Genomic DNA, 19,202 nt, shown 5'->3' on the forward strand with positions numbered 1-19,202 from the left:
GAGGCGCGGGCCGTCGCCGCGCTGTCTCACCCGAACATCCTTTCGATCCACGATTTCGGGGACGATCGGGGAACCGTCTACGCGGTCACCGAGCTCCTCGAGGGAGAGACGCTCCGGAGCCGTCTGGCCGGCGCCCCGCTGGCGCCCCGGCGCGCCGTGGACGTCGCGCTGCAGATCGCGCGCGGCCTCGCCGCCGCGCACGAGAAGGGGATCGTCCACCGGGATCTCAAGCCCGAGAACGTCTTCGTCACCGAAGACGGCCGCGTGAAGATCCTCGATTTCGGCCTGGCGAAGCTCCTCCCGACCGAAGCGGCCACCGCCGATACGCACGCGCCGACGGTGGAGGCCACGGAACCGGGAGTCGTCCTCGGGACCCTCGGCTACATGGCGCCCGAGCAGGTGCGCGGCAAGGCCGCCGACCCCCGCACCGACATCTTCGCGTTCGGCGCGATCCTGTACGAGATGCTGTCGGGCCGCCGGGCGTTCCATGGCGATACCGCGGCCGACACGATGACCGCGATCCTGAAGGAGGATCCGCCGGAGCTTTCGGCGGGGCGGCGCGACGTCGCTCCGGGCCTCGATCGCCTCGTGCGGCACTGTCTCGAAAAGAGCCCGGCCCAGCGATTCCAGTCGGCGAGCGATCTGGCGTACGAGCTCGAATCGATGACGGCGGCGTCTTCGGCTTCGGTCGCCGCCCGGCCGGGACCGCTCCGGGGGGCGCAGCGCCGGGCCGCCGCATCCGCGCTCGCGCTGGCGCTGCTCGCGGCCGGCCTCGCGGCGGGGCACTGGCTCTGGAGGCCGCGAGCGGCGGCGGTCCCGTCGTTCGGGCGAGTGACGTTCCGCCGCGGCAACATCGGGCTCGCGCGCTTCGCCCCCGACGGCGCGACGGTGGTGTACGGCGCGTCGTGGGAGGGCGCGCCGGTCGCCATCTTCTCGACCCGGATCGGAAATCCGGAATCGACGCCGCTCGGATATGGAAAAGCGAACCTCGCCTCGGTATCGTCGACGGGAGAACTCGCCCTGTCGCTTCGCGAGCAGGCCCTCTCGGGCACGGAGGGCGTCGGAACGCTCGCGCGCGCGCCGCTCGGCGGCGGGGAGCCGCGTCCGATGGTCGAGTTCGTCGACGCGGCCGACTGGGCCCCGGACGGCAAGGACCTCGCGATCGTGCGCGTCCTCGGCGGCCGCGGCCGCCTCGAATATCCGGTGGGGAACGTCCTCGTCTCGACGGCGCTCCACCTCGCCTCGCCGAGGTTCTCTCCGCGCGGAGACCGCATCGCGTTCGTCGAGCAGGCTCCCCGCGGGATGACCATCGGGTTCACGGACCGGAAGGGAACGGTCGTGCGGCTTCCCGGAGAATGGCAGGGCGTCGGATCGATCGCGTGGGACCCGTCGGGGGAAGCGCTCTGGTTCGCGGCCTCGAGCGCGCACGGCGACAGCAGTATCTATCGCATGGACCTCCGCGGCCGGGCGGCGGCCGTGTTCTCGATCCCGGACGGCGCGATCGTGCACGACGTCGCGAAGGACGGGCGGATCCTCCTCGAGCGCTACCATCCGCGCCGCGGAATCATCGCGCGCCCGCCGGGGGCGACGGTCGAGAGGGACCTCACCTGGTTCGACCTTTCGGATCTCGTCGACATGACGGCCGACGGATCGATGATCCTCTTCACGGAGAGAGCCGCGGCGGGAGGGAAGCCCGGCAGCTTCTTCCTCCGGAAGACCGACGGCTCGCCGGCGACCAAGCTCGGCGACGGAACGGCGTTCGAGCTCTCCCCCGACGGTAAATGGGTCCTCGCCCGGCTCGAGGGGTCCGCCGGCCTCGCTCTCGTCCCGACCGGCGCCGGTACGCCGGTGCCCCTGCCGCGCGGCGAGATCGAGACATTCGGGCGGGGAGATTTCTTTCCCGACGGGAAGCGCATCCTCGTTCTCGGCAGCCCCTCGGGGGGCGCTCTGGGGTGGTACGTACAGGAGATTCCCGGGGGCTCGCCGCGCCTCTTCACCGCGCAGGGTTTCGGGGCCTCCGGCAAACCGATCTCTCCCGACGGCCGTCTCGCGGTCGCGTACCGCGACTGGCAGGAGGATCTCTTTCTTCTCCCGCTCGGCGCGGGTCCGATCCGGCCGATCCCCGACACGAAACAGCTCGACCCCGTCGGATGGACGCCCGATGGACGCTCGATCTTTGCGTTCGAGAGCGGGAGCATTCCCGCGCGCATCGTGAAGATCGAGTCTTCGACCGGCGCGCGGACGCCCTACGAGAGCCTCTTCCCGACGTCCATTCCGACCGTGATCAGCATCCGGAACCCGCTCCTCACCGCCGACGGCCGGGGGTATGCCTTCGGCTACAGCAGCGCGTCGTCCTCGGATCTCTACGTGGTCGATCTCAGGGAGTGACGGGGCCGCTTCGCGCGGCCTCGAGCGCGTCGACCGCGGCACGGAGCGCGGATCTCGGAACGAGCACGTAATCCGTGTCGAAGGTGCTCACGGCGAACACGGAGACGGCGGCTCGCGCGAGCGGCACGAGCACCGAGGCGAGGACGCCGACTTCCGTGAACGCGAACGGGCCGGCGAGCTTCAGCACCGCCCATCCGCGCTCGGCCCGCGCGCCTTCCGGCACCCGGGCTTCCGGGCAGACGATCGACAACTCGCTCGCGGTGCGCGTGACCGACGAGAACGCCGATGCTTCGACCGCCCAATCCGGGATCGCCGCATCCGGCGGAAGCCGCGCGATCGCCCACTCCCCCGGCACGACCTCGAAGCCGGGGACCTCAGTCAAACTCGAATCCCGGCTCGAGCTGTTCCGGTCCCACCCGCCCGGGTTCGATCTTCGCCCGGAAGTAGTTCTCTCCCCGCACCGGCGAACCCGCGAGCCGGCGGAGCATCGCGATCTGGCCGACGTGGGCGAGGGCGTCCGCGATCGGACCCTGGAAGAGCCTTCCGGCGGGACACTCGAGCGGCCCGGCGGCCAGCCTCGCGTCGAGCCGGGCGAGCCCGTCGAAGAATCGCGCCGCCCCGTCCTCCCAGGAGGATGCGGGCGAATCGCGCCAGAGGTGTTTCCCATCGGCCAGCCCGATCGCCCAGTCGAAGAGATCGCCGACGTGCGCGAGGATCTCGCCGGCGGACCGCGAGCCCTCGCCCGCGCGGAAGCCGGAAAATTCCGGCGCCGCGCCGCGGAGCGCCTTGCCGCCGCGGTAGGCGATCGTCGCCACGGTGTGGCGCAGCAGGTCCCTCTCGGCGCGTTCGGACGATTCGCTCACGGGCGCGCGAACCATGCCTTCAACGCGGCCTTGTCGGCGTCGGAGAGGCGCGCCTCGGGGTGCATCCAGACGTAATACACGGGCGGCATGTCCCCGTCGCTCACCTCTTCGGCGGCCTTGTCGAGCTTCCTCCGGCGCTTCTCCGCGTCGTACCGCTGCCACGCCGAGAAGTTGAGCTCGCGCCGACCCTCGTGCACGTCGTGGGCGACGAGCCAGGAGACCGGAGCCACCCGGCTGTAGCCCGGCCACACCGTCTGGTTCGAGTGGCAGTCGTAGCAGGCGCGGTGCAGGATGCCCGCCACCGGCGCGGGGGCGCCGACGTCCTGCTCGACCGTCGCATTCGTCCTTTCCACCGGGACCAGTTGAGCCAGAAGCGCGAGGACCACGATCGCGCCGACGGCGAGGAGAACGATCTTCCCTTTCATCCCGCCTCCTTCGATGTATCAGCGCCGGAGCCGCAGGCGCCCGTCCTGCCATCGATCGCCGAGCCGCCCTTTCCCGGCGGGACGGCCATCGGGTCGCCCGCGCGGTACTCGGGGGTCGAGAGCACGACCTTGCCCCGCTCCCCTCGCACGTCGATCGGATCCCGCTCGCCCCGCTCCCCCGTCCGGACCCGCACCGGCAGCCTCGCCTCCCCCGAAGAGGAGAAGAACGCGAGGTGGCTGACGTGGTGATTTCCACCGCGCGGGCCTTCGAGCGTGAACAGGACGAGGAAATCCTCCCGGCCGTCCCCGTCCACGTCGTCGAGCGCGTCGTACCGCCGGAACGGGCAGTGCTCCGCCATCGAGAGCTCCTTCGTCTTGCCGGCGATCGCGTTCTCGAGCGCCGCGACGAGGGCGGGACTCCTCACGCCTTCCGATCCGGGAGATACGCCGCGGGCGCCGCGTTGAACGCCTTCGAGCCGCCCCTCGGAATCGACAGCGTCCTCCAGCGGTCCCCCGCCAGCATCTTCGCGACGTAGACGATCTGCCCGACGTGCAGCGCCGAATGCGCGAGCGAACGCTGGATCGCCTGGAAGGCCGACATCTCCTCGCCCCGGATCCTCACCCTCTTCGAGAGGTCCGCCTCCCCGAGGGAGTCGAGCGACGCGAACAGGGTCTCCCAGCCCTCGTCCCACGCGCCGCGGAGCGAGCCGGCGCCCTCGCCGTCGCGGATCTCGAACTCTCCGTCGCGGTCACGATCCGGCTTCTCGCCGTCGGTCGTCAGGAAGTCCGTCCAGCGCGAGCGGAGATTCCCCGCGACGTGCTTGATCACGACGGCGAGACTGTTCGAGCCGGGCGCCGGCTCCGCGAGCCACCGTTCTCCGGGAACCTGATCGAGCGCCTTCTCCGCGAGCGCCCGGTAGCGGCGAAACTCGCGGTCCACCTCGCGGAGATAATCCATGCCGTCCATTCCGTGCCTCCCGGCCTGCCGGCCGCAGTCTAACGCCGCCCGCCGCGTCAGCGAACGATCGTCGCGCGCCGGATGGTGTCGAGCGCCGGATAGTGCGCCTCGAGGTACCGGTTTCCCCCCTCGAACAGGGCGCTCTGGTCCGTCCGCTCCCCCTGCGGTCCGGCGCGCCCGTAGCCGTGCAGGCGGTCGACGGCCTCCATTCCCGAAACGACCCGGCCGAACGGCGCGAACTCGCCGGTGTCGAGCTTCGGATTGTCGGCGAGATTGACGAAGACCTGCGTCGCGCGCGTGTTCGGCCCCTGGTCCGCGAAGGCCACGGTGCCGCGCTCGCAGGGGCGGCCCTGCGCATCGTCGGGAAAGTACGCGAAGCGCCACGCCTTCGCGACCGCCGGGTCTCCCGCGATGCCGAACTGAGCGATGTATCCGGGAATCACGCGAAAGACCTTCGACCCGTCGTAGTAGCCGCCGCGGACGAGCCGGAAGAACCGGTCCGCGCCGCGGGGGGCCCAGCCGCGTGTGACCTCGACCTCGAACATCCCCGCGCTCGTCTCGAACCGCGCGACGAAGCGCTCCGGCGCCCGGGGGTCGGGTCGCGCCGGCTCGCGGAGCCGGTCGCGGGCCGCGGCACATCCGATCGCCGCGCCCAGCGCGGCGGCGGCGGCCCAGCTCCACGATCCGCGATCCACGCGGGAGAGCCTACGCCAGGCGGGCCGAGTCAGCGCGCCGGAAGATCGGCGAGGGCCTTTTCGATCCGTTCGTGGAGATCGGGGGGCGCTCCGTAGAACGTCTCGACCGCGCGGCCGTCCCGGTCGAACAGGAACAGCATCGGAACCGCGGCGACCTCCCCGAAACCGCTCGCGAGAGAAGCGTCGGCCGTCGCCCAGCGGATTCCCGGTGAGGACGCGGCCGCGAATTTCCGGACCGCGTCTTCGGGCGACTCGACGGCGACCGCCAGCACCTCGAGGTCTTCGCCGCGACGCTCCTTCAGATCCGCGAGCCAACCGAGCGTCGCGCGGCAGGGAGGGCACCACGTCGCCCAGAATTCGACCACGAGGGGCCGCCCCCGCAATTCTCCGGAAGCGAGCCGCCTGCCCGCGAGATCCGTCGTCTCGAAGGACGGCAGCTCCGCGATCATCCCCCGGGGCTCGGGCGAAGCCGACCGCTCGCTCCGAAGCGTCTCCTTCCCGCCCGCGAGAACGAGGTCGATCATCCGGGCGAGGTCCGCCTTGAACCGGCCCTGGCTCGCCGCATTCCGCCATGGCGTGTATCGTCCGCCGTGTTCCCCTTCGGCGAAGAACCCGAAATCCCGGGGTCGCGCGACGAGAACGTCGTCGACGAAAACGGCCGGGTACCTCGTCACGCCGAACCGCTCCGCGAGAGGCGAGGCGCCGAAGTTTTCGCTGACGAACCGGACCCTCCCTCCGTACGCGGCAACGACTTCCTGGACCAGCAAACTTGCCGGATCGGAAAGATTTCAGGTGTACGGCCAGCGGACGAGAGTCACCGTCAGGACCGATTCGGCCGGCGGGGGCATCGGAGCGGGTTCGAGCATCGCCCGATAGGCCGGTACCACGCTCGCGGCGATCACCGACGCGGCGGCGATTCCGCTCTCTCCCCCGCTCGCCAGCGCCGATTCCGCGCGCTCGACGAAGAGCAGGCCGAGCGAATCGTCGCGGGTCCCCGATGCGAGAGCCGACCGCTCCGCCTCGATTCTCTCGCGCACCGTCGCGGCCGAGCCGGCCGGCGCTCCGAGGAGCAGGCCCACCTGCTCGAGCGCGTCGAGGTACTCGTAGCCGGCCCCCGCGAACCGTCCGGAAGCGTCGAGCTCGTGCGCGGTCTTCAACGCCGCATTCAGGCGGATGAAGTCGGAATGCCGGTCGATCGAGCGGGGCGGGACGAACGCCGCGTTCACCTTCTCCTGGAGCCGCGACAGCTCCGGGGCGATCGAGCGCCATGCCGGAGCGGTCCGGTCCGTTCGCGGGAGGGCCCGGCAGAACCCGGCGAAATCGGACGCCTCCCGGGCGTCGGCCAGGTAGTACCTCCCGGCGGCCGCGTTCGTGACGCCGGCATACGCGCGGCTCGCCTCGACGAGCGGGACGACGGTGCCTTCCGCCGCCTCCCCGAGCGCTCTCGCCGCCGCCGCCACCCTCCCCCAGCGCGGCGGCGAGGCGTCCCGGCCGCGAAGGTCGCGGCTCGCCCTCTCCCAATCCGCGTCGAACGATTCCGCCGACCCGCGCGACTCCCCGACGGCCGCCTCCCGCCTCGCCTCCCGGAGCCTCTGGAGGGCGGCCCAGAGCCGTCCGGAACGCCGCTCTTCCTCGAGCTTCGAGACGGCCGAGGCGACTCGCGCGCGCGTCTCGCCGTCGAGGCGTTCCGCCCGGGAAGCGACCCGGGCGGCGTCGCCCGCGATCGCGTCCGCCAGAGCGGCGGGATTCGCCGCCGCATCCGACCCGGACGCGCGGGCGGCGGGAACGGCGATCCCCACGGCCGACGCGAAGAACGCCGCCGCGACCCGGTATCTCACTTGCCGCCGGTCGCGTCGCGGAACGCCGATTCGACGGCCGGTCGCGACACGTACGTGTCGAAGATGAACCCGAGGTGCTTCGAATCACCGGCGAATTTCCTGCGGAAAGGGGCGAGATCGACCTCCTTTCGCGTCTGCTCCAGGTCCCTGCCCTTCGCGATCGCCGCGGCGACCTGCGCCTTGATCGAATCGAAGAGCTCCTCCATCAGCGCCGCCTGAGCGTCGTCGTGCATGACCGGGCCGTGCCCCGGCACGATGATGGACGGCTTGAGAACGCGGAGCCTTCCGAGGGTCGCGCCCCAGTCCCCCACGTGCGACTGGTCGCCCCCGACGAGCGGAATCGGGAACCCCACGAGATCGCCCACCGCGGCGATGCGCTCCTTCGGGAGCCAGACCACGAGGTCGGCGCTCGTGTGTCCGCGGCCGAGGTGGCGGATCTCGATCGCGCGATCTCCCCTGTGGAGAACGAGCGAATCGTCGATCGTGAGCGTGGGGAGGAGGAGCGGCGCGGCCGGGACTTCCGCCATGTAACGGTCGATCAGCGCGAAATCGCTCTCGTAGCCACGCCGCTCTTCCGCGGTCAGCTCGCCGCCCGCCGGACTCTTCCCTTCGGCGACGAGCTTCTTCAGAGACGCCGCGAATTTCGGTGCGCCGTCGATCATCTGGCGCCGGTTCTCGGCCCCCGTCGTCGGCAGGTACTCGCGCATCCGTGCATGGCCGACGAACTCGACGCCCGGGTACGCTTCCCGCCACACGTGATCGCCCGAGATGTGATCGTCGTGCCAGTGGGTGTGGACGACGTATCGGACCGGCTTCGCCGTGAGCTTGCGCACCTCGGCGAGCAGATCCCGGCTCGCCTCCGGCGCGTCGACGACCACGACGTCGTCGTCGTTGACGATCACGAGGCTGTTGGCGTCGACCATCAGCCCCGGGGGATCGCGGCGCACCCATGCCCACACGCCGTCGGCGAGCTTCTCGAGAGCCGGCGGCGAACCGGCCGCGTCCGGCGGCGGAGCGGAGCGCTCCGGGCCGCCGGCGAACGCCAGCGAGGCCAGCGAGAACAGGATGGCGGCGATCGTCTTCAACGGTCCTCCTCGAGGCGGTGTACGTTCCGCGCCGCGGAAGGTTCTCACCGCGGGATTCAGCCGGCTATCGAAAAGTTGTGGTCGGCCGGGGGCTCAGGACGCGTCGGGAGGCGGGTCGAACCAGTACGGCTCCGCGTCCTCGACCTCGGAGTCCTCGAGGTAGCAGACGGGCGACGAGGGAGAGAAGGCGGCGGTGCGTGGGCCTTCCCCCGCGGCGAGCGGCCGCCATCGCGGATCCCGCTCCCACTCCCCGTGCCGCCGGGCGTCGCGCGGGAACCGCGACAGCGCGCGCCGCTGCGCGCCGCGCAGGCAGAGGCCGACGTTGGCGCCTGCCGCGAGATCGGGCTGCGCGAGCTGTACCGCGTCGTCGATCCAGCCGCAGACGGGGCAGGTCCGCCCCGATCCCGCTCCCCCTTCGTGGACGGCGAACCCGCACGCCGCGCAGGGATGGGGGGCGCCCCGCGGTTCACTCATTCGCCGTCACGCCGAGGCGCGGCGAGGCGCGAACCGGACGGATGCGGGCGGGCCGCGGCGCCCGGAGTCGTACCGGAGCGTACGTCGGAGGGCGGCCGCGGGCTGCACGCGCCCGTCCGGCTCGATGCATCGCCGCGCCTGCCGATCAGGCGGCGGGGCGGAGCCGGGAGAGTATCTCCACCAGATCCGCCACCCGCTCCGAATACCCCCACTCGTTGTCGTACCAGGCGAGCACGCGCGCATAGCCGTCTCCGTCGGACCGCGTCGAGAGCGAATCGAAGACCGCCGAGTGCGGATTCCCGATGATGTCGGTCGAGACGAGCGGGGCCTCGCTGTACTCGACGATCCGGGCGAGACGCCCCATCGACGCGCTCCGGACGGCCGCGTTGATCTCGTCCTTTCCGGGGCGCTCGCGCATGCGGCAGACGAGCTCGACGATCGATCCGTCGGGGACCGGAACCCGCATCGCGATGCCGTCGATCTTGCCCTTGAGCTTCGGCAGGATCTTCCCGACCGCGCGGGCGGCGCCCGTCGACGTGGGAATGATGTTGAGAGCGGCGGCGCGGCTGCGGCGGAGATCCTTGTGGGGCACGTCGGCGAGCCGCTGATCGTTCGTGTAGGCGTGGACGGTCGACATCAGCCCGTCCTCGATCCCGAACGCGTCGTCGAGGATCTTCGCGACGGGCGCGAGGCAGTTCGTCGTGCACGAGGCGTTCGAGACGAGCCGGTGCTCCGGGCGGAGCGTTTCGTCGTTGACGCCGATGACGACCATCGCGTCGATGTCGTCCTTCGGGGGGACCGTGAGGATGACGCGCTCGGCGCCCGCGGCGAGGTGCTTCGCGATTTCGGCGCGCTTCCGGAACGCACCCGTCGACTCGATGACGATCGAGGCGCCCCACTCGCGCCAGGGGATCTTCTCCGGATCCCGCTCGTGCGCGAGACGGACGCGCCTTCCCGACGCGGACAGGGTCCCGTCCTCGGCGACGACGGCGCCCGGATACCGGCCCATCACGGTGTCGTACTGCAGGAGGTACGCGAGCTGGTCGGTCTCGAAGAGATCGTTGATGCCGACGACCTCGATCGAGGGCCGCCCGGCGAGGATCCGGAAGACGGTGCGCCCGATCCGGCCGAACCCGTTGATGCCGACGCGAACCGTCACGGGCGTTCTCCGACGGGGACCGCGGCGTCCAGCCGCGCGAGGGCGGAGACGACCTCCGAGATGCGCACGGCGAACGCCCAGCCCGCGTCGATCCAGGAGAGCGTCTTCGAGAGCCGGTCGCCGAGCGTCATCGTCGCCTGCGCGTCGAAGATGCACGAGTAGCTGCTCCGCGTCACGTCGCTCGAGACGATCGGCTCGTCTTCGCACGCGACGATCCCCTTCCAGCGTCCCGCCGCGGCGGCGCGCACGGCCGTCGCGATCGAATCGGGCGATACCGCGCGGCTGTGCCAGCAGGTGAGGTCGACGACGGAGCCGTTGGCGACGGGAACGTCGACGGCCGAGCCGGTCAGCCTGCCGGCGAGATCGGGGAAGAGCCGTTCGAGCATCGCCTCCGAACGCGACTCCTGGGGAATGATGTTCTCCGCGGCCGACCGTCCGCGCCGCTTGTCCGAGAGCGGAACGTCCGCCAGCCGGTGGGCGTTCGTGTAGGCGTGCACCGCGTCGAAGAACGCGCGCTCGATGCCGAACGCTTCCTTCAGGATCGCGAGCACGGGCGCGACGCAGGAGACGGTCCGTGAGGCGAGCGCGATCAGGCGGTGTTCCGGCCGGAGCTCGTCGTCGTTCCACCCCCGCACGAGCGTGATGTCGAGCGGCTCCGCCGGCGGCACGCAGACGACGACCCTTCCGGCGCCGGCCGCGAGATGCGCCTCGCCGTCGGCGCGCGTCATCGCCCGCGCCGTGCATTCGAGCACCACGTCCACGTTCGCTTCCCTCCAGGGGGGAACGGCGCCCTTCGGGAAGGACGCCCAGAATCGGACGTCGCGGCCGCGGAATCGGAGCGCGCCCTCGCCGAGGGAAACCGGCTCGTCGAATCGTCCGAAGAGCGTGTCGAACTTGAGGAGATAGAGGAGCTGATCGGCGGGAACCGTGTCGCAGATCGCGACGATCTCGACGTCGCGCCTCGCGGCCATCAGGCGGAAGACGTTGCGTCCCGTCTGGCCGAACCCCATGATCCCGACGCGTACCGCGGCCATCAGGGACAACCTATCATGCAAGATCGACGCCCCGGAGCGTCAGCGGCGCCCGGCTCCGATCGTCATGACGGGACAGGGGCACGTCCCGATCACCCTCGCGGCGACGCTCCCCATCAGCAGGCGGGCCAGGCCCGTCCTTCCGTGCGTCCCCATGACCACGAGCTCCGCGCGGTGCCTCCGCGCGGCCCGCGGGATGTCCTCGTGGGGGACCCCTTCGACGAGCTCGGAGCGCGCGCGCACGCGCGACCGGGCCGCGCGTCGGACCAGGGCGTCGAGCCGGCGCTTCGCCTGACCGACGATCGCCGCCTTCATTTCCTCGTACATCCGCGGGGGCACGTAGCCCATGGCGTCCGGCCCGACGGGAGGCGGGAGGACGTGCAGGACGACGAGCTCCGCTCCGTTTCGGCGCGCCGCGCCGAGCGCCGCCGGAAAGGCGGAGAGGGACGGTCTCGAGAAATCCGTCGCGTAGACCACTTTTCGGGCCACGGGACACCTCCTGCCGCGTCGCGCGCGGCGGACCACCGGCCCATCCTGCGCGAGCGGATCGTTCGTGTCGTGAGGCAGATACATCAAGGCCGGGCACGCAACGGGATGATGCGTTTGGATGTTTCGCGACGCCGCGATTGGAGCCAAGCTGTCCGTGGAAAGGAGGGCGTTTATGGAAACTCTCACCATGACGAAAACCGATGCTCAAATCCAGCAGGACGTCCTTCGCGAGCTCCGATGGGACCTGAGGGTCGCTGAAACCGAAGTCGGCGTGGGAGTCCACGACGGCATCGTCAGCCTGACGGGAACGGTCGACAGTTTCGCGAAGAAGCTCGCCGCGCGCGAAGCGGCACACCGGGTGGCCGGCGTCCTCGACGTCGCCGACGACATCGAGGTCAAGCTCCCCGGACTCCTCACCCGCAACGACACGGATCTGGCGCGCGCCGTCCGCCACGCGCTGGAATGGGACGTGTTCATTCCGGACACGAAGATCCGCTCGACGGTGGCCAACGGGTGGGTCACGCTCGAAGGCACGGTGGAATCGCTCGTCGACCGCGACGACGCGGAGCGCGCCGTTCGGCGTCTCCACGGCGTGCGGGGCGTGATCGACAACATCGTCGTCAACGCACCGAAAGTCGAGCCCGGAAAGATCCGCAAGGCGATCGAAGAGACCCTCGAACGACGGGCGGACCGGGAAGCGAACCGGATCGAGGTCCGGGTCATCGAAGGCAAGGTGACGCTCGACGGCCGGGTCCATTCCTTCCCGGAGAAGGAAGCGATCCTCGGAGCCGTCCGCAATGCGCCGGGCGTGAAGCTCGTCGCCGACAATCTCCGGATCGAGCCCTATTTCTGAGTTCTCCGGCGGGCGCGGAGGTTTCCGCGCCCGCCGATCATCGGAAAAGGAGGGAAGCATGGAGCCCGTACCGAACCCCGCCCCCGCCGAGACGGTCCTCCCCATCGAGCATCTCGCGAGGCCCGACGTGATCGCGCGGCTGCGGGAGGTCCTCAAGGCCTACGCCGACGTCGATCATTGCCTCTGCACGGCCGTCGGCAAGCTCGGGATCTTCTGCAAAGGATTCACGGGCGCTTCCGACGCGGAGCTTCGCAACCGCTTCAGCTGGATCGCCCGAACCCATCCCGGCGCGCCGCGGGAGCGCCTCGAGGAGCTCGCGTCGCTCTACCACGCCGGACGCCAGGAGGCGACCGGCGCGGAGATCTGCTGCGACATCGAGACGCGCGAGCACGGCGGCTGCGACGGCTGGAACCAGTTCGACAACGTCGCGCTCGAGGGGTTTCACCTCGCTCTCGTCGGCAGTCCCGTGAAGATCGCGTAGCGGCCGCGTCGTTCGATCGCTCCGGACGGGCGCGGAAAGAATCTGCGCGCCCGGGGCGCCCGCCTCTACTCGGAAGCGCAGGAGCAGCCCGGGAGGCGCCGCGTCTCGATGAAGGTGACGTCATTGGTGTACGTCGCGAACTCGCGCTCGCGCCGGAGGAGGCGCAGGAGACATCCCGACTTCTTCTGCTGGACGAAGAACGTGTAGTCGGTCGTTCGCGACCTCACGACGAACGGACGCGGTCCCGGATCCCGATAGCCCAGGTCGAGGACGGTTCTCTTCCCCAGCGCGCGGGCCTCTCCCCCGTCTTCTCCCTGGGCGACGAGGATCGAGGCGATCTGCGAACGGAACGATTCGGCGCACGACTCGTCCGCCAGGTCGACCCGGCCGATGGTGGCGCACCCGGCGAGGACGGCGATCGCTGCTGCGGCCGCGCCGATTCGCGGTCTCACCGGACACCGCCGGCCCGGGACGGGCGGCGGCGCGCCGTCAGACCGATGCCGAGGCCTTCCGCCGCGGTCCCCGCCCCTTCATGATCCAGCGCTTCGTCTGGTTGACCGGTCGCTCCGAGCCCTTGCCGAGCAGCGTCAGCAGGTCGGAGGTCGTGACGATCCCCGCCAGCCTCCCCTTCTCGATCACCGGAAGACATCCGATCGTCCGGCCCCGCATCAGGTTGGCGGCCTCGCGGATCGTGGTCGTCGAGGTCGCCGTGGCGACCGACGGGGTCATCAGGTCTCCGACGGTTCGCGCGATTCGCGTTCCCGGCTCGAACGTTTCGAGGTCCCGGTCCGATACGATCCCGACGACGTCGGCGCCGCGGGTGACGACGATGTGATGAATCCGGTTCCGGCGCATCTGTTCGCGAGCCTCGTCTTCGGCGGCTTCCGTGCCGAGGGTGACGACGTCCCGTTTCATGATTTCCTTCAGGCGCATGGGAACCTCCTTTTCCGGTTCCATATTGCTCCCCCGCGCGAGCCTTCGCATGACGCGCTTACATCAGCGGGGGCCGGCGTCCCGGCGGGGAGCGGATGCCGCCGAATGCGACAGGACGGCGCTTCCGGAGGGCAGATCCGAGGCGCGCCAGCCCCCTCCGAGGGCGCGGACGAGAGAGACCGCGGCCGCCATGCGCCGGTCGCGGAGCTGGACGGCCGCCCGTTCGTTGGCGAGGGCCGCGGTCTCGGCGGTGATCACCTCGAGATAGCTGGTGATCCCGCCGGTGTAGCGGGTCTGCGCGAGCGAGAGCGATCGCTCCGCCGCGGCGACGGCTTCCGCCTGGTCCTTCGCCTCGTCCCCCAGCAGGCGGAGCGCCGCCAGCTGGTCTTCGACGTCCTGAAAGGCGGTCAGGACCGACTGACGGTAGGAGGCGACCGCGGCGTCGTAGCCGGCGACCGCCTGCTCCTTCGCCGCGCGGCGTTTCCCGCCGGAAAAGAGGGTCCCGACGAGCGACGCGCCGATCGACCAGAAGCGATCGGGAAGGGAGAACAGGTGCGAGATGACGGAGTTTCCGTAACCGCCCGACGCGGAAAGACCGAGCGCGGGGAAGAACGCCGCTTCGGCGACGCCGATGCGCGCGTTCGCGGCCGCGACCTGGCGCTCGGCCGACGCCACGTCCGGGCGGCGCTCGACGAGCTCCGAGGGAAGGACCGTGGGAATCGCGGGAGGATCGGCGGTCAGCGGTGCCGGCGGCAGGGAGAGGGCCGCGGGCGGCTTGCCCACGAGCACCGCGATCGCGTGTTCGAGCTGCGCCCGCCGGAGAGCGACGTCGGTCGCCTGCGCGCGGGTCGCGGAAAGCTGCGTCTGCGCCTGCGCGACGTCGACCGCCGACACGACCCCCTGCCGGAAGCGATCGGTCGTGAGCGTGAGCGCCCTCTCGTACCCGGCGACATTCGTGTCCAGGAGATCCTTCTCCGCGTCGGCCTCTCTCAACGCGAAGTAATCGGCCGCGAGCTCCGCCTGGAACGAGAGGCGGGCGTTTTCGAGATCCGCCTCGCTCGCCTGGGCCGCCTCGACCTGCGCCTCGACGTTTCGCCGGATCCGCCCCCAGACGTCGATCTCCCAGGAGACGTCCGCCGAGACGCTGTAGAAATCGGCGACTCCGGGGGTCGCGCCCGCCCCGGTGGCCGCGTGCGCCGCGCCCTGCGATCGCGTCACGCCCGCGTTCCCGGTCACCGTCGGGAACAGATCCGCGCGCGCGCCGCGCGCCACCGCCCGCGCCACGCGGTACGCCGCTTCCGCCTGCTTCACGTTCTGATTCGAGATCGCGACCTGCTCCTCGAGGGCGTCGAGTCCCGGGTCTCCGAACATCTCCCACCAGGGGCCGCGCGGGATTCCGTCGGAAGGCGCGGCGAATTCCCAATCGGGAGGCGGAGATTCCCTGTAACGGTCCGAAACCGGGACCTCGGGCTTTCGGTAGTTCGGTCCGACGGCGCAGGCCGCCGTGAGAAGGACGGCGAACGCCGCCGGCACGCGCCCGACGACCGGTCTTCTCATCTCACGCTCCCTCTCCGATCGGCGCCAGACGCGCCTCCCGACGCCGGACGCGGGCCCACCGCATCCGGAAACGATCCAGGTACAGGTAGACGACGGGGGTCGTGTAGAGAGTGAGCATCTGCGAAAAGACCAGTCCGCCGACGATCGCTATGCCGAGCGGGCGACGGAGCTCCGATCCCGTGCCTCCGCCGATCGCGAGCGGCAGCCCGCCGAGGAGCGCCGCCATCGTCGTCATCGTGATCGGGCGGAACCGCAGCAGGCAGGCCTGGTAGATCGCATCCTCGGGCTTCCTCCCCTCCGTCCGCTCGGCCTCGATCGCGAAATCGATCATGAGGATCGCGTTCTTCTTGACGATCCCGATCAGCAGGATGATCCCGATCAGCGCGATCACGGTCAGCTCGTTGTGGGTGAGGAGCAGCGCGAGCAGGGCGCCCACCCCGGCCGACGGAAGTGTCGAGAGGATCGTGATCGGGTGGATGACGCTCTCATACAGAACGCCCAGAACGATGTAGACGGTCAGGAGGGCGGCGAGGATCAGGATCGGCTCGTTGGCGAGCGAGGCCTGGAACGCCTGCGCCGTCCCGGTGAAGCTGCCGCGGATCGCCGCGGGAAGCCCGATCGATGACCGCGCCCGCTGGATCGCGCTCACCGCGTCGCCGAGCGCCACCCCGGGCGGCAGGTTGAACGAGATCGTCACCGACGGGAACTGCCCCTGGTGGTTCACGGCGAGCGGCGCCGTCGACGGGGCGTCGTGCGCGAACGCGGAGAGCGGCACCAGGTTTCCGGAGCTCGCCCGCACGTAGATCGATTTCAGGCCCTCTGGGCTCTGCCAGAACCGCGGGGCCGCCTCCAGGATCACGTGGTACTGGTTGAGCGACGTGTACATCGTCGAGACCTGTCGCTGGCCGAAAGCGTCGTAGAGCGTGTTGTCGATCGCCTGGGGCGTGATTCCCAGCCGCGATGCCGTCGCGCGGTCGATGTCGACGGAGGTCTCGAGACCCTTGTCCTGCTGGTCGCTGTTGACGTCCGTGAGCTGCCGGACCTTCTTCAGGGCCGCGAGAGCCCGCGGCGCCCACTCGAAGAGCTGGCGGGAATCGTCCGCCTGGAGCGTGTACTGGTACCGGGCCGCCGAAGGGCGCCCGCCGACCCGGACGTCCTGGATCGGCTGCAGCACGAGGCGCGCGCCCGGCACGTGCGAGAGCTTTCCGCGGAGGCGGCCGATGACCTGATCGGCCGTCGCGTTCCGCCGCGACCGGTCTTTCAGGGAAATGAACATCCGCCCGGTATTCACCGTGCCGCCGCCGACGAACCCGTTCGCGCTCTCGACGGCCGGGTCGCGCATGACCGTGTCGACGAACTGCGCGAGCTTCTTCCGCATCGCCTGGAACGAGGTGTCCTGGTCCGCCTGGATCGATCCGACGATGCGGCCGGTGTCCTGCTGAGGGAAGAATCCCTTCGGGATCTTCGCGTAGAGGAAGACCGTCGCTCCCATCGTCGCGAGCGTGACCGCGAGCGTGAGCGGCTGATGCCGGAGAACCCACTGGAGCGACCTCTCGTAGCCGCGGTGAATCGCGTCGAAGCCCCGTTCGCTCGCGCGATAGAGGCGCCCGTGGCTCTCCTCCGCCTTCGGGCGGAGCAGCCGGCCGCACATCATCGCCGTCGTCGTCAGCGAGACGGCGAGCGACACGCCGATCGCGACCGACAGGGTCACCGCGAATTCCCGGAAGAGGCGGCCGATGATCCCGCCCATCAGCAGGATCGGGATGAACACGGCGACGAGGGAGATGGAGATCGACATCACCGTGAATCCGATCTCCCGGGCGCCCCGGAAGGCCGCTTCCATGGGCGCCAGGCCTTCCTCGAGGTGCCGGGTGATGTTCTCGAGGACGACGATCGCGTCGTCGACGACGAAGCCGGTCGCGACCGTCAGCGCCATCAGCGAGAGGTTGTCCAGGCTGTACCCGAGCAGGTACATCACCCCGAAGGTGCCGATGAGCGAGACCGGCACCGCGACGCTCGGGATCAGGGTCGACCGGGGGCTGCGGAGGAACACGAAGACCACCAGGATCACGAGGGCGATCGCGATCCCCAGGGTGATCTCGACGTCGCGGACGGACGCGCGGATCGTCTGGGTGGAATCGATGACGACGGAGAGCTTCACGCTCGGCGGAACGAGCGCCTGCAGGTGCGGCATGATCGCGCGGATCCGGTCGACGGTGTCGATGATGTTGGCGCCCGGCTGCTTGAAGATGATGATGATGATCGCGGGCCGCCCGTTCGACAGTCCTCCCGTGCGGATGTCCTGGACCGAATCGGTGACCGACGCGACCTGGGAGAGCCGGAGCGCGGCCCCGTTCTCGTAGTGGATCACGAGCGGGCGGTACTCGCTCGCCTTCAGCAGCTGGTCGCTCGTCGCGAGCGACCAGGAGCGCTCGGCGCTCGCGACCTCCCCTTTCGGGCGATTCGCGTTCGCCGAGACGAGCGCCGCGCGGACGTCCTCCAGCGAGAGGCCGTGCTGGTTGAGCTCCGCCGGATCGACGTCGACCCGGACCGCCGGCAGCGCGCCCCCGCCGACGATCACCTGGCCGACGCCCGGCACCTCCGAGAGGGTCTGCTGCAGGTTGGTCGACGCGAGGTCGTACATCCGGGCGCGATCCACGAGATCGGAGGTCAGCGAGAGGAGCAGGATGGGCGCATCGGCCGGGTTGATCTTCCGGTAAGAGGGATTGCTCGGCAGGTTCGCGGGGAGCTGGCCGCGCGCGGCGTTGATCGCCGCCTGGACGTCCCGCGCCGCGGCGTCGATCTGCCGGTCGAGATCGAACTGCAGCGTGATGTTCGTCGAGCCGAGCGTCGACGTCGACGTCATTTCGGTGATTCCCGCGATCCGGCCGAACTGGCGCTCGAGCGGGGTCGCCACCGACGACGCCATCGTGTCCGGCGAGGCGCCCGGGAGTCCCGCGTTGACGTTGATCGTCGGGAATTCGACCTGCGGCAGCGGAGAGACCGGAAGGAGCGTGTACGCGACGCCCCCGAAGAGCGCGACCGCGACCGTCAGCAGGGTCGTCGCGATCGGCCGGCGGAGGAACGGAGCGGAGAGTCCTCCCGACGGCCGGCCGGCCGGCGGGGGGTCGGGGGCGCTCACGCCCGCCCCTCCGGCTGCAGGCCGCCCGCGGCCGCGCGAGCGCTCCGCCCGCGCGCGACCCGCCGCGCGAGCCGGTCGAACGCGAGATACACGACGGGCGTCGTGTAGAGCGTCAGGAGCTGCGAGAAGATCAGCCCTCCGACGATCGCGACTCCGAGCGGTCGGCGAAGCTCCGCGCCGATTCCGGAGCCGAGCGCGAGAGGGACTCCTGCGAGCAGCGCCGCCATCGTCGTCATCAGGATCGGGCGGAACCGGAGCTTCGCGGCCTCGAAGATCGCCTCCTCCGGCTCCTTCTTTTCCTTGCGTTCGAGATCGAGGGCGAAATCGATCATCATGATCGCGTTCTTCTCGACGATCCCGATCAGGAGGACGATCCCGATCAGGGCGATGACCGAGAAATCCATCCCGCAGATCATCAGGGAGAGGAGCGCGCCGACCCCCGCGGAAGGCAGCGTCGAGAGGATCGTGACCGGGTGGATGTAGCTCTCGTAGAGCACGCCGAGGAGGATGTAGACCGTCACGAGCGCCGCGAGGATCAGGAGCGGCGTGTTCGTCAGGGACGAACGGAACGCGCGGGCGGTTCCCTGGAAGCTCGTCTGGATGCTCGCGGGAAGACCGACCTCCGCGCCCGCTCTTTCGATCGCCTTCACGGCGGCGCCGAGCGAGGCCCGCGGCGCGAGATTGAACGACACCGTCACGACGGGGAACTGTCCCTGGTGATTCACGGAAAGCGGGGCGCTTCCGGTCCGGATGGTCGTGAAGGCGGTCAGCGGAACGGCGCCGCCCGGCGCCGGGACGGCCGCCGCGGCCGACGCCCCGGCGCCGGGCGCC

Annotated in this window: 21 protein-coding genes; 3 read left to right on the forward strand and 18 right to left on the reverse strand. The window is 70.4% G+C overall.

Annotation, left to right across the window (positions count from 1 at the left end; all coding sequences use genetic code 11):
- A partial coding sequence (locus VFS34_08110) for a protein kinase (GenBank protein HET9794412.1) occupies positions 1 to 2,388 on the forward strand: 2,388 nt, incomplete at its 5' end.
- Here the strand turns inward: VFS34_08110 and VFS34_08115 are convergent.
- The 13 genes from VFS34_08115 to VFS34_08175 form a co-directional block, all read right to left on the reverse strand.
- Positions 2,378 to 2,770 carry an ACT domain-containing protein gene (locus tag VFS34_08115; protein ID HET9794413.1) on the reverse strand — a complete coding sequence of 131 codons (393 nt, stop codon included), beginning with the start codon at positions 2,768 to 2,770 and terminating at the stop codon, positions 2,378 to 2,380. The genes VFS34_08110 and VFS34_08115 overlap by 11 nt on opposite strands.
- Complete coding sequence (locus VFS34_08120; protein HET9794414.1) at positions 2,763 to 3,251, reverse strand: hypothetical protein; 489 nt, start codon at positions 3,249 to 3,251, stop codon at positions 2,763 to 2,765. Before VFS34_08120 ends, VFS34_08115 begins: the two co-directional genes overlap by 8 nt.
- Positions 3,248 to 3,676, reverse strand: coding sequence for a heme-binding domain-containing protein (locus VFS34_08125; protein HET9794415.1), 429 nt, complete (start codon positions 3,674 to 3,676; stop codon positions 3,248 to 3,250). The genes VFS34_08120 and VFS34_08125 overlap by 4 nt, the downstream gene beginning before the upstream one ends.
- Positions 3,673 to 4,101 (reverse strand): hypothetical protein, encoded by a 429-nt coding sequence (locus tag VFS34_08130; protein ID HET9794416.1) that lies wholly within the window; start codon positions 4,099 to 4,101, stop codon positions 3,673 to 3,675. Before VFS34_08130 ends, VFS34_08125 begins: the two co-directional genes overlap by 4 nt.
- Positions 4,098 to 4,643: a DUF1572 family protein gene (locus tag VFS34_08135; protein HET9794417.1), complete on the reverse strand. Its 546-nt coding sequence runs from the start codon at positions 4,641 to 4,643 to the stop codon at positions 4,098 to 4,100. The genes VFS34_08130 and VFS34_08135 overlap by 4 nt, the downstream gene beginning before the upstream one ends.
- 47 nt (positions 4,644 to 4,690) lie before the next feature.
- Positions 4,691 to 5,329 (reverse strand): peptidylprolyl isomerase, encoded by a 639-nt coding sequence (locus VFS34_08140; protein HET9794418.1) that lies wholly within the window; start codon positions 5,327 to 5,329, stop codon positions 4,691 to 4,693.
- Positions 5,330 to 5,358: 29 nt separating this feature from the next.
- Positions 5,359 to 6,003 carry a TlpA disulfide reductase family protein gene (locus VFS34_08145; GenBank protein HET9794419.1) on the reverse strand — a complete coding sequence of 215 codons (645 nt, stop codon included), beginning with the start codon at positions 6,001 to 6,003 and terminating at the stop codon, positions 5,359 to 5,361.
- Between the two features lie 114 nt (positions 6,004 to 6,117).
- Positions 6,118 to 7,167 (reverse strand): hypothetical protein, encoded by a 1,050-nt coding sequence (locus VFS34_08150; GenBank protein HET9794420.1) that lies wholly within the window; start codon positions 7,165 to 7,167, stop codon positions 6,118 to 6,120.
- Entirely contained in the window at positions 7,164 to 8,252 is a 1,089-nt protein-coding gene (locus tag VFS34_08155) for an MBL fold metallo-hydrolase (GenBank protein ID HET9794421.1), read from the reverse strand. Before VFS34_08155 ends, VFS34_08150 begins: the two co-directional genes overlap by 4 nt.
- A gap of 93 nt (positions 8,253 to 8,345) precedes the next feature.
- A complete protein-coding gene (locus VFS34_08160; protein ID HET9794422.1) occupies positions 8,346 to 8,726 on the reverse strand; it encodes a CPCC family cysteine-rich protein in 381 nt (126 codons plus the stop codon).
- 145 nt (positions 8,727 to 8,871) lie between these two features.
- On the reverse strand, positions 8,872 to 9,885 hold the full coding sequence (gene gap / locus VFS34_08165; protein HET9794423.1) for a type I glyceraldehyde-3-phosphate dehydrogenase: 1,014 nt from the start codon (positions 9,883 to 9,885) through the stop codon (positions 8,872 to 8,874).
- Entirely contained in the window at positions 9,882 to 10,919 is a 1,038-nt protein-coding gene (locus VFS34_08170) for a glyceraldehyde 3-phosphate dehydrogenase NAD-binding domain-containing protein (GenBank protein ID HET9794424.1), read from the reverse strand. The genes gap and VFS34_08170 overlap by 4 nt, the downstream gene beginning before the upstream one ends.
- Before the next feature lie 39 nt (positions 10,920 to 10,958).
- Entirely contained in the window at positions 10,959 to 11,405 is a 447-nt protein-coding gene (locus VFS34_08175) for a universal stress protein (protein HET9794425.1), read from the reverse strand.
- Positions 11,406 to 11,592: 187 nt separating this feature from the next.
- Here VFS34_08175 and VFS34_08180 point away from each other — a divergent pair, with 187 nt between their 5' ends.
- Positions 11,593 to 12,258, forward strand: coding sequence for a BON domain-containing protein (locus tag VFS34_08180; protein HET9794426.1), 666 nt, complete (start codon positions 11,593 to 11,595; stop codon positions 12,256 to 12,258).
- 58 nt (positions 12,259 to 12,316) lie between these two features.
- The gene (locus VFS34_08185) at positions 12,317 to 12,739 is read left to right on the forward strand and encodes a hypothetical protein (GenBank protein HET9794427.1); all 423 of its coding nucleotides are present in this window, start codon (positions 12,317 to 12,319) and stop codon (positions 12,737 to 12,739) included.
- A gap of 65 nt (positions 12,740 to 12,804) precedes the next feature.
- Here the strand turns inward: VFS34_08185 and VFS34_08190 are convergent, their stop codons facing one another.
- The 5 genes from VFS34_08190 to VFS34_08210 form a co-directional block, all read right to left on the reverse strand.
- Positions 12,805 to 13,191: a hypothetical protein gene (locus VFS34_08190; GenBank protein HET9794428.1), complete on the reverse strand. Its 387-nt coding sequence runs from the start codon at positions 13,189 to 13,191 to the stop codon at positions 12,805 to 12,807.
- 37 nt (positions 13,192 to 13,228) lie between these two features.
- On the reverse strand, positions 13,229 to 13,672 hold the full coding sequence (locus VFS34_08195) for a CBS domain-containing protein (protein HET9794429.1): 444 nt from the start codon (positions 13,670 to 13,672) through the stop codon (positions 13,229 to 13,231).
- Positions 13,673 to 13,735: 63 nt separating this feature from the next.
- Entirely contained in the window at positions 13,736 to 15,229 is a 1,494-nt protein-coding gene (locus tag VFS34_08200; protein HET9794430.1) for an efflux transporter outer membrane subunit, read from the reverse strand.
- Position 15,230: 1 nt separating this feature from the next.
- On the reverse strand, positions 15,231 to 18,371 hold the full coding sequence (locus VFS34_08205) for a multidrug efflux RND transporter permease subunit (protein HET9794431.1): 3,141 nt from the start codon (positions 18,369 to 18,371) through the stop codon (positions 15,231 to 15,233).
- On the reverse strand, positions 18,368 to 19,202 hold an 835-nt coding region (locus VFS34_08210), incomplete at its 5' end, for an efflux RND transporter permease subunit (GenBank protein ID HET9794432.1). The genes VFS34_08210 and VFS34_08205, both read right to left, overlap by 4 nt.

The sequence above is a fragment of the Thermoanaerobaculia bacterium genome, assembly GCA_035717485.1.
Taxonomy (GTDB): domain Bacteria; phylum Acidobacteriota; class Thermoanaerobaculia; order UBA5066; family DATFVB01; genus DATFVB01.